4 protein-coding genes are annotated in these 11,489 nt (G+C 51.6%); 3 read left to right on the plus strand and 1 reads right to left on the minus strand.

What is annotated here, in order from left to right:
- Positions 1–289 precede the first annotated feature (289 nt).
- Together IEY46_RS26725 and IEY46_RS26730 are read left to right on the plus strand one after the other, a co-directional pair.
- Positions 290–7,036, plus strand: coding sequence for an SGBP N-terminal domain-containing protein (locus IEY46_RS26725; RefSeq protein ID WP_188996929.1), 6,747 nt, complete (start codon positions 290–292; stop codon positions 7,034–7,036).
- Between the two features lie 366 nt (positions 7,037–7,402).
- Positions 7,403–8,965 (plus strand): carboxylesterase/lipase family protein, encoded by a 1,563-nt coding sequence (locus IEY46_RS26730; protein ID WP_188996931.1) that lies wholly within the window; start codon positions 7,403–7,405, stop codon positions 8,963–8,965.
- A gap of 27 nt (positions 8,966–8,992) precedes the next feature.
- Here IEY46_RS26730 and IEY46_RS26735 read toward each other — a convergent pair whose 3' ends face one another.
- Positions 8,993–9,925, minus strand: a complete 933-nt coding sequence (locus tag IEY46_RS26735; protein WP_188996933.1) for an AraC family transcriptional regulator — start codon at positions 9,923–9,925, stop codon at positions 8,993–8,995.
- A gap of 145 nt (positions 9,926–10,070) precedes the next feature.
- Here IEY46_RS26735 and IEY46_RS26740 point away from each other — a divergent pair, with 145 nt between their 5' ends.
- Entirely contained in the window at positions 10,071–11,183 is a 1,113-nt protein-coding gene (locus IEY46_RS26740; RefSeq protein ID WP_188996935.1) for a glycosyltransferase WbsX family protein, read from the plus strand.
- Positions 11,184–11,489: the final 306 nt, after the last annotated feature.

The raw sequence follows: 11,489 nt of genomic DNA on the forward strand, positions 1-11,489 counted from the left end.
GAGCATGGTATGTGGGTTAATCACGGCTCATGCATTCAGCATTCATGGGAGATTGGGGCGCCGAAGCTTGTGACGATAGTCGCGGGTTGTTGACGTGTTTGCGAAAGCCGAATAAATAATTTCATATTAGTCAAGAACCGCGAAAGCCTGACGCTGCGCGGTTTTTTCCTGTTTTCAGGTCGATTTTTTCATTATTCTTTTATTGGGCCCAAGTAGACTTAAGGGGTGGGTTTAATAACTCGATCAAGCATGTCACATAGGTGATGGACAGAACGGGAGGAGCAAGAAAATGAAAAAGCGAACACATCAAGGTATCATTGTATTTTTGGTAATGATGATCGGGTTTGGCGCTATACCCGGAGGGATCTTCGGTTCCGGAAAAGCTTTTGCGGCCAATGAATTTTCAGGAAACGGCACATCCGGCAGTCCTTATCTGATCGGAACGGCCCAGGAGCTAAATTTGGTCAGAGGTCAATACTTAAACGCGAACCTTTATTTCAAGCTGAAACGAAATATCGATTTGAGTATTTATGCAGCTTCAGGCTGGGTTCCGATCGGCACCTGGGATCAACCCTTCAATGGTCATATCGACGGAAATGGATATAAAATAACGGGGTTGAAGATAGCGGATAGCGCCCAAGATTATGCCGGATTATTCGGCTATATGGAAAGCGGCAGCTCGATAGAGAATATGAAGTTGGAAAATGTGAACATCCAAGGAGGACGATTTGTAGGCAGCCTCGCTGCATTGAACAACGGAGGAACGATCACCAATAGTTATGCTTCGGGGACTGTAAGCGGTACATATGGCATAGGTGGTTTGATTGGCAGCAACATTGGAACAATCAGCGGCAGCCAAGCTGAAAGTCATGTGAGCGGATCTGAGAGTATAGGCGGCTTGGCGGGCATCAATAGGGGAGTCATCGTCGGCAGTTTTGCAGCAGGAGATACAGTCGGGACTTTGAATACTGGAGGTTTGGTTGGTTGGAATAACTATGACGGATCGATCCAAAATAGCCACGCTGCTGGGAGCACGACCGGGTCGGAGAGCACAGGAGGACTGGTTGGCTGGAATTACAATGGCGAAATCGTTAGCGGCAGCTATGCCACGGGGGATGTAATTGGCAGCAACGCAGGGAAAGATGTCGGCGGTTTGGCGGGTTACAACCAATACGGCACAATTAGCAACAGCCATGCCTCAGGGAATGTGAGCGGAACTGTTGAAGTTGGAGGTTTGGTTGGCAACAACAGCATGGGACAGATCAGTAATAGCTACAGCCTGGGGAATGCAACCGGCAGTAGTACCGATATAGGCGGCTTGGTTGGCCACAACTATATCGGATCAATCCGTTACAGCTACTCCACAGGGAAGGTAAGTACGGGTACGGTTTCCAAAGATTACGCAGGCGGCTTGGTTGGCTACAATCTTGGCGGAACGGTCAGCAACAGCTTTGCAACCGGGGAGGTAAGCGGATATAGCGCAGGCGGCTTGATAGGCAGCAATGACAGCGGAGAGACCATCAGCAGCTATGCCACAGGGAAAGTAAGCGGTACGGAGAATGTGGGTGGTTTGGTAGGCTGGAACGGTCTTGGACCAGACACCATAATCAGCAATAGCTATGCTTCGGGGGAAGTCGGAGGAGTAGAAAATGTAGGCGGCTTGGTGGGCTGGAACGTTAATGGGCCGATCAGCAACAGCTATGCCTCAGGGAAAGTGACCGGAACCATAGAGGTAGGCGGCCTGATTGGTTTTAAAACGCTGGAAGCAGTCGTCAATAGCTTCTACGATAATATAACAACCGGACAGTCTGTTTCACAAGGAGGAACGGGCAAGCCAACTTCAGATATGCAGACAGCAGGCACTTATGCAGCAGATGCTGCTCATAGCTGGGACTTTTCGAATATATGGGATATGGATTCCAGACGAAATGGCGGCTATCCTTTTTTGCGGGAAATCCAGGTTTATTTGGACTATGACGGGAATGGAAACACGGGTGGGACGGTTCCGGACAGTGTGTCTTACATGCCGGGAACCCGCATCGGCATCAATACGGCGTCATCCCAGTTGACCCGAACAGGCTACATCCTCGACGGCTGGAACACGGAAGCGGATGGCAGCGGCAGTCTTTATAAATCCGGCGATGTCTATACCTTAACGTCTACGGCTGCTTTATTCGCCCATTGGGTAATACCAAGCGCAATCGCATCGCTGACCTCTACAATCGGTACGGTAAGCACAGGCGGAACGGCTAGCGAGACGATTACCGATATTCCATTCGGAACAACTTTAGCCGCGTTAAAGGCGGCCATTGCGCCGGCGGCTGGTGCGACATTCGAAGTGTACGACGCGGACGGAACCACCATAGCGGCTGCATTGACGACCGGCAAAAAAATCATCGTAACGACGTATGACGGTTTGACGAAGGCTGCGTATACCGTGTATGTCGACGCGGGATCCAGCGATGCCACCCTTACCTCTTCAATCGGAACGGTAAGCCAGGGCGGAACAGCCGACGAAACGATTTCGGCTATTCCGTATGGGACGACGATAGCTGCATTGGAAAGGGCTATTACGCCAGCGGCTGGCGCAGCGTTTGATATTTTCGATGCAGATGGCGTCACAGTGGCGACCGTTCTGGCTACGGGGAAGAAGGTTATCGTTACCTCTGAGAATGGAACTGTGGCGACTTATACCGTGAGCGTCATCACGAATACGGAAGCGACGTTGACCTCTGCGATCGGAACGGTAAGCGCAGGCGGAACGGCGAATGAAACGATTACTGTTCCGTACGGAACAACTTTAGCGGCCTTGAAGGCAGCCATTACACCAGCCGGAGGCGCAGCCTTTGAAGTGTACAATGCTGACGGAACAACAGTGGCCACCGCACTTGCGACAGGCGGCAAGATTATCGTTACGGCAGAGAATGGAACCAACCGGGTTACCTATGCGATAACGGTATCGAAGAACACGGATGCCACGCTTACCTCCACGCTTGGGAACGTGAGTACAGGCGGAACGGCTAATGAATTCATCAGGGATATTCCCTTCGGAACAACATTAGCGGCGTTGAAGGCGGCGATCACGACGGCGGCAGGTGCGACTTTCGAAATTTATAATAATAATGGAACTACTGTAGCGACTTCGCTGCAGTCAGGAAGGAAGGCAATCGTTACCGCGCAGGATGGCGTTACTAAGGTCACTTATTTTCTGGTCATTGAATTGAACTCGGATGCGAGAATGACCTCCACGGTTGGAACCGTCAGTACCGGGGGGACGCCCAACGAGACGATAACAGTGCCATATGGAACAACCTATGACACATTAAGCTACGCTATTAAGCCGGCAGTAGGCGCGCAGGCAGCATTCTATGAAGCAGATGGAACCACCGTAACAACAACATTAACAACAGGCACCAAAATCGTGATTACCTCGCAGAACGCCTTAAATCAGGTTACCTATACCGTAACCATCGCCGCGAACAACGCGAAAGATATAACGGCATTCAGCTTTGCTGAGCAATCTGGAACGGCAACCATTAATAAGACAAATCGTACGGTTGCGATTAAAGTGGTTAACGGTACGAATCCGACGGGGCTGGTGGCCACATTCGCGTTATCCGCAGGGGCCACGGCGAAGGTCTCTGGAACGAATCAAGTGAGCGGTACAACTGCTAACGATTTCACGAATCCGGTGATTTATGCGGTAACGGCAGCAGACGGCAGCACGCAGAACTGGACGGTCACCGTGACCGTGGTGGCCAGCAGCGCGAAAGCGATCACGTCTTTCAGCTTTGCGGAGCAAACCGGTCCAGCCGTAATTAATGCGGCTGCACGTACAGTGGCAATTGAAGTTGCGGACGGCACAAACAGGAACGGCTTGGTTGCCGCGTTCGCGTTATCCGCAGGAGCCACGGCAAAGGTCTCGGGAACGAGTCAAGTAAGTGGTGCGACTGCAAACAATTTCACAAGCCCGGTCACTTACGCGGTAATAGCAGCGGATGGCAGCTCGCAGAATTGGAAAGTCACCGTGACGGTGGCGGCGAGCAATGCGAAAGCAATCACGTCATTCAGCTTGGCGGAGCAAACCGGAGCGGCGACGATTGATCCAGCCGCGCATACGGTGGCGATTGAAGTGGCAAACGGCACGACGGTGAGCAGCTTGGTAGCCACGTTCGCGTTATCCGCAGGAGCTACGGCGAAGGTGGGCACTGTCGGTCAAGTGAGCGGAGTGACCGCGAATGATTTCACCAGTCCGGTCATTTATGAAATAACGGCTGCGGATGGCAGCACGCAGAACTGGACGGTCACCGTGACGGTAGCGGCGAGCAATGCGAAAGCGATCATGTCATTCAGCTTCGCCGAGCAAGCCGTTCCAGCTGTGATTGATCCAGCCGCGCATACGGTGGCGATTGAAGCGGCAAACGGCACGGCCGTGAACAGCTTGGTGGCTGCGTTCACGTTATCCGCAGGAGCCACGGCAAAGGTGGGCACCGTCGGTCAAGTGAGCGGAGTGACCGCGAATGATTTCACCAGTCCGGTCATTTATGAAGTAACGGCTGCGGATGGCAGCACGCAGAACTGGACGGTCACCGTGACGGTAGCGTCGAGCACTGCGAAAGCGATCACGTCATTCAGCTTTGTGGAGCAAAGCGGAGCGGCGACGATTGATCCAGCCGCGCATACGGTGGCGATTGAAGTAGCAAACGGCACGGCCGTAAATAGCTTGGTGGCTGCGTTCACGTTATCCTCAGGAGCTACGGCGAAGGTGGGCACTGTCGGTCAAGTAAGCGGAGTGACCACGAATGATTTCACCAGTCCGTTCATTTATGAAGTAACGGCTGCGGATGGCAGCACGCAGAACTGGACGGTCACCGTGACGGTAGCGGCGAGCAATGCGAAAGCAATTACGTCATTCAGCTTGGCGGAGCAAGCCGGACCTGCTGTGATTGATCCAGCCGCTCATACGGTGGCGATTGAAGTGGCAAACGGCACGGCGGTGAACAGCTTGGTGGCTGCGTTCACGTTATCCGCAGGAGCCACGGCAAAGGTGGGCCATGTGGGGCAAGTCAGCGGAGTGACCACGAATGATTTCACCAGCCCAGTCATTTATGAGGTAACGGCTGCGGATGGCAGTACGCAGAACTGGACGGTCACCGTCACTGTATCGGTGAGCAATGCGAAAGCGATCACGTCATTCAGCTTTGTGGAGCAAAGCGGAGTGGCGACGATTGATCCAGCCTCGCATTCGGTGGCGATTGAAGTGGCAAACGGCACGACGGTGAGCAGCTTGGTAGCCACGTTTGCGTTATCCGCAGGAGCCACGGCAAAGGTGGGCCATGTGGGGCAAGTAAGTGGAGTGACCGCGAATGATTTCACCAGCCCAGTCATTTATGAGGTAACGGCTGCGGATGGCAGCACGCAGAACTGGACGGTCACCGTGACGGTAGCGGCGAGTAATGCAAAAGCAATTACGTCATTCAGCTTCGCCGAGCAAGCCGGACCTCCTGTGATTGATCCCGCCGCGCATACGGTGGCGATTGAAGTAGCAAACGGCACGGCGGTGAACAGCATGGTGGCCACGTTTGCTCTCTCCGCAGGAGCCACGGCGAAGGTAGGCACCGTCGGTCAAGTAAGCGGAGTGACCACGAATGATTTCACAAGCCCAGTCATTTATGAGGTAACAGCGGTGGATGGCAGCACACAGAACTGGACGGTCACCGTCACTGTTAAACCGGCCTTGAGCAGCGCAGCGACACTGACCTCGACGATCGGAACCGCAAGCACAGGCGGAACAGCGAGTGAAACGCTTACGAATATTCCTTATGGCATAACATTGGCTGCATTGAAGGCGGCAATAACGCCAGCGGCGAATGCCAGCTTCGAAGTCTACGATGCAGACGGAATAACGGTAGCATCGACATTGGAGACGGGTGCGAAGGTTATCGTAACCGCACAGGACGGAACGACCAAGGTCACGTACACTGTGACGGTGAACGGATTACCGTCTGGCGGTGGCGGTTGGGTAATGCCTACATCCCCGAACAGTACGAAAATAAGCTCGACGGATGGGAAGCTGACGCTTCCAGCCGGTAAAGAGGGCGAGGTTAGCTTGGACAATGAGGTCGTCGTTTCCATTCCGGCCAATGCGTCAGACAAAGAAATCATAATCACCATCGACAAGATGACGGATTCGAAGAATCTCCTCACGAATAATGAGGTTCTGGTTACTGCCGTTTATGAAATTTTGAAGAATTTTCCGGAGAACTTCCTGAACCCGGTCACGCTTACCTTCACGTTTGATCCCGCAAGCTTGAAGAGCAATCAAACGGTTGCGGTCTTCTATTATGATGAAATAAAGAAAAGCTGGGTAGAAGTGACGGGAGGCAGGATAAACGGAAATAAGATTTCCGTAACGGTCAGTCACTTTACGAAGTATACGGTATTTGCAGTAAGCAAATCGGTGGATGTGCCAGGCCAGGAACCTCCGGCAAATCCCAAAAATATCAGCGACATTGTTGGACATTGGGCCGAAAGTGCAATCAAGCAAGCGGTGGATCTCGGAATCGTTACCGGCTATCCGGATGGGTCGTTCAAACCGAATCACACTGTGACGCGCGCGGAGTTTACGGTGATGCTGATGAACACGTTAAAATTGCAAGAAACAGAACCAGCGCTGACATTCACCGATACGGCTAAAATCGGAGCATGGGCAAGGAGCGCGGTGGCGCAAGCGGTGCAAGCCGGCTATGTTAAAGGCTATCAGGACGGGACTTTCCGGCCGGATGCGGCGATCACCCGGGCAGAGATGGCCATGATGGTAACCAAAGCATCCGGATTAACGACGCAGGAGAATACATCAACCGGATTCGCGGATGACAAGGATATTCCAGCGTGGGCGAAAGGCGCAGTTGCAGCTATGAAGCAGCTTGGCCTGATAACAGGTAAAGGCGGGAATGCGTTCGCGCCGGCAGCGAATACGACAAGAGCGGAAGCCGTAGCCGTCCTGTTGAATATGTTGGCATACAAGGATAAGTAAAAATAGTGGAAGCATAAACAGAAGGAGCCGGTTTGGCAGAGGCCGCTGAAAAAGTCTGAGACTAAAGAAAGGTACAGTTCCTCAAAAATATTGAGGAGGCTGTACCTTTTTTCGGTCGAACGTGCGGGGATTCCAATAATATCAGACCAACAAACCCTGATCCTTAGTCCATCTAGAGTTCTACTTTCAGAAGGAAATCGAGATTAATTGAAGCGATTCTCATCGGGATTTACCCGCCGCCCGTGAGCATTCCAGTATATTGCTCGTCCGGAATCCAACCTGCAAGAAGGGTGGCAGTTATCGTTTCTCGTGCTATTCTAGTAGCATATGGAAAAAATATGTATTTTGTTGGGAGGTTAAACAAACATGGCTTATGGAAATCCGATCTTCGGCACGGTAAAGGAATCCAACCCGGTAGTTGATACCATCCATGGCAAGGTACAGGGTGAAAACCGCAATGGTATAGCTATTTTCAGAGGTATTCCCTATGGTGGAAATTGCGACGGCAAGAGCCGTTTCCTTCCTTCCGTACCTGCTGCAGATTGGACTGGAGTTCTGGACTGTACAAAGAACGGCTACTACGCTATGCAGTTCGGAACCAGTATCTCAGGTGCGGAGGGTCTGGGCCCATACTTCAGCGGCGGCAAGCCGGAGCTTTTCGGTGTTGCAGATGAGAAGCAGCACGAAAATTGCCTTGTGCTGAATGTCGTTACCCCCGGTATTGACCATAAGAAGCGCCCCGTGCTGGTTTACCTTCATGGCGGCGGTTTTTCTTCCGGCTCCGGCACACTTGTGCTGGGCTCCGACCCTCTCGCCCGTGAAGAGGATCTCGTCATTGTCGGCGTCAACCACCGTCTCAACGTATTTGGATACTTGTATCTCGGGGCCTTTGACAAGAAGTACGCTGACTCCGGAATGGCCGGCATGCTCGATCTGGTGCTTGCTCTTGAGTGGGTTCGTGACAACATTGGCGCTTTCGGTGGCGACCCTGAGAAAGTAACCATTATGGGCGAGTCGGGAGGGGGCATGAAGGTAAGCGTCCTGCTTGCGATGGAAAAGGCAAAAGGCTTATTCCGTGCGGCTATCGTAGAGAGCGGTTCATTTGTTGTGGGCAGAGCCAGCGCCGAGCAGGGGGCCGAAATCGCGAAGAAGCTTCTGGATAAGCTGGGTATTTCTCCTGATGAGCTTGACAAGTTGACCGACCTCTCTGCAAAGGACATTCTGGAGGCTGCCCATGGTGACGCAGAAATGGATTTCGGTCCGGTCGCGGACGGCATTAATCTGAACTATAACCCGACAGATGAATTCTTTGCTTCTGAAGTCTCTGCTTTCATTCCGTTATTGGTTGGCTCGTCCGAGGACGAGATGGCGGTGTTCACGCCGTCCTCTACCTTTGACATTACGTGGGCTTCTCTTAGGGATGCGCTCGCCGGAGCCAATGAAGGATTATTGGAGGATTTAAGCGCAGAAGAAAAAATAGACCGAATGATTAACGTGTTCAAGGAAACGGACCGGAAAAACAACTCGGCTGACCATCTTTATCTCAAGATCGTCTCTCTCTCCAGCTTCCTCGGAGGCGGCGCTTTCTATCAAGCCCAGGCCAAGGCGAAGCAGGGGACAGCTTCGGTATACCACTACCTCGTATCTTTTGATGCGCCTCTCCCGGCAAAAGAGGACAGGAAGTTCGCTTGGCACACTGCTGATCTGCCGCTCCAGATGCGTATTATTCTCCATCCGGAGTGCGAGGAAATTTCGAAGGTGATGGCTCGTGCATGGGCGGCATTCGTTCGGACAGGCAGCCCATCCACCGAGGAGCTTGTATGGCCCGAATTCACCCTTGAAGAGAAAAAAGTGATGGTATTCGATGACGTCTGCAGAGTGGAGGCTGATCCCCTCAAGGAAATGCGCGAGGTTATTGAGGGGCTGTAAATGAAGGTGTTTCTGCTCCCCCCCCCCCTAAAAAAGTGTCCCCCGCTTGAGAGCTTGCCTCCGATATTGCCCGGGAGTCACGCCAGTCTTGCGCTTGAACAGCTCATAATAGTGATCCGCATCCTCAAAGCCGATCCGGCTCATAATTTCTTTGACAGTGGACGAGGATTGTTCCAGCAATTTCATGCTTTCTTGCAGCCGATATTCCTGCATATAAGAAACGAAGCTCATCTCGAAATGCTGCTGAAACAATCGTGAAAGCTGCCGCTCGCTCCGGTTGATCCTTTGTGCGACTTCCTTTAAGGAAACCGCGCCCAACGGCATCGCCTGCAGCGCCTCCAGGATCAGGGCTTTCATGGGATGCATATCCGGTTCAGGCGGCCATTCGGCCTGCTGGAGCCTGCCTCCATTGGTCGCCAGGCACAACAATGAAAGAAGATCGAGAACGCTCGATGTCAGCCGGGTCTGGAAGAGTGGAGGCTGCTGCTCGACAAGCGCCTTCATTCGTTCGGTTTGTGCGCGGATCCCTGCCTGTTTATCCGTGATTTGAAGCCAGAAGGGTTGTGGTCCCGATTCGATGGAGACCGGCCTGCCCAGTAGCCAATCAGTCAAATTCTTGACTTCCGGATCCATTAAGATACCGTTCAAATCCTCCAGCCATTCCGTCCGGAAGATGACGTTTCTGACCCTGAGCGAGTTTACAGAAGTGGCATTGACGGTTGGGCGAAAAACATGCGTCGTTCCGATAGGGATGAGATAGACATCCCCTTCCTTCGCTTTGATGTCTATGCCATTGATATACTGCGTCCCGCTCCCGCTTAGCACATAGATCATTTCCGGAAAATCATGCGTATGCTCCAGAAGCCACTGATGCTCGTATACATCCTGGATGGTCAGAAAATGACCGGGTTCCAAAACTTCTTTTGTCAGATAATGTTTTCTTGTTCGACCAGCGGACATCTTTTCATCCCCTATCAAGCATGTCTTATAAACCCGGTAAATGTCTTGTATCCCTGTAAAGCCATGGCATAGGTCCATTATACAATAATGGGGAGTCGAAGTTGATAGACGCATGGAATTCTTGAATCTATTGGAGGGGACACGCATGACGAAGTATGATGTAGCTGCATTCATCTGGCCGTCTTATACGGGAGACGAACCGCGAACAACGATGTTTTGGCCGGAGGGATACGGGGAATGGCAGACTGTCAAAAATGCTGTTCGGAAATTTCCCGAACATAATTGGCCGCGCAAACCGCTTTGGGGTTATGTGAATGAAGCAGACCCTTATGTGATGGAAATGCAGATCAATGCGGCGGCGGAACACGGTGTGAACGTATTTATTTATGACTGGTATTGGTACGATGGCAGGCCGTTCCTGGAGCAGTGCTTGAATAATGGATACCTGAAAGCCAAAAACAACGATAAAGTGAAATTTTATCTGATGTGGGCTAATCACAATGTCAACAATGTATGGGATATCCGGATCTCGCATCAGGAAGACAATATCATTTGGGATGCTGCGGTGGATCGGCCGGAATTCGAAAAAATCGCAGACCGACTGATTGAGAACTATTTCAAGCATCCGTCCTATTATAAGCTCGATGGCAAGCCGGTCTTTATGATTTATGATTTGGCCAATTTGATGAAGGGATTGGGGGGAGCGGATGCAACACAAGAAGCGCTGGCCTGGTTCAGAGAACGTGCGGTCCAGGCTGGTTTCCCTGGACTTCACCTGCAGCTGACCATATGGGGAGAGCAGAGCTTCAATATGAGCGGCGTGGACGGAGAAAGAACCGCTACGACCAGCGAGATCGTAAAGGTTCTTGATTTTGACAGCATCTCTCATTATCAATTCGTTCATTTTGTGGATATCGACCGCGATTACAATGCGATTATGGAGGATGTCACCAAGGAATGGGAGCGCATTGACCAGGCGTATGACATCCCTTATTATCCCCACATCTCTATTGGCTGGGACAACAATCCGAGATTCCAGGGACTTCGTCCGGGCATTGTGAAGAACAACACGCCGGATAATGTGAAGAAAGCCTTTCAGAAGGCGAAAGCCTATGCTGATTCACACCCGGACCAGCAGCCGCTTATCGTCATCAACAGCTGGAACGAATGGACGGAGACCAGCTACCTGCAGCCCGATGACCTGTACGGTTACGGGTATCTGGAAGCTGTCAAAGAAGTATTCGGTTCAGAGGATTGAATAAATAGGAAACTGCCTCCGCATAGAGGCAGTTTTTTTGTGGAGATAAACACAAGCCCTTTAGAGCGGCTTTTTTTGAATCCTGGGGTTCGGGTACGTTCACATTGTGATTGTTGTATCTAATCATTCGGACATTCGTGACCGTTAGCGTCGTTTATTCGAAATTCTGGCTTTATTACGGACATTAGTGTCCTTAAGCGAGGAATTTATCGTAGAAAAGTGTGAAATTTTCTTCTAATGGTCATTAGTGTCCCTAAATAAAGTGTATTTACTTTATTTTTGCTCTAACGGTCATGATTGACCAAG

It is taken from the genome of Paenibacillus nasutitermitis (genome assembly GCF_014641075.1).
GTDB classification, from domain to species: domain Bacteria; phylum Bacillota; class Bacilli; order Paenibacillales; family Paenibacillaceae; genus Paenibacillus_Z; species Paenibacillus_Z nasutitermitis.

What these genes read in the sequence shown, in the direction of transcription:
- IEY46_RS26730 (WP_188996931.1), top strand. Translation starts at nt 7,403, where the DNA reads ATGGCTTATGGAAATCCGATCTTCGGCACGGTAAAGGAATCCAACCCG.
- IEY46_RS26740 (WP_188996935.1), top strand. Translation starts at nt 10,071, where the DNA reads ATGACGAAGTATGATGTAGCTGCATTCATCTGGCCGTCTTATACGGGA.
- IEY46_RS26735 (WP_188996933.1), bottom strand. Translation starts at nt 9,925, where the DNA reads ATGTCCGCTGGTCGAACAAGAAAACATTATCTGACAAAAGAAGTTTTG.
- IEY46_RS26725 (WP_188996929.1), top strand. Translation starts at nt 290, where the DNA reads ATGAAAAAGCGAACACATCAAGGTATCATTGTATTTTTGGTAATGATG.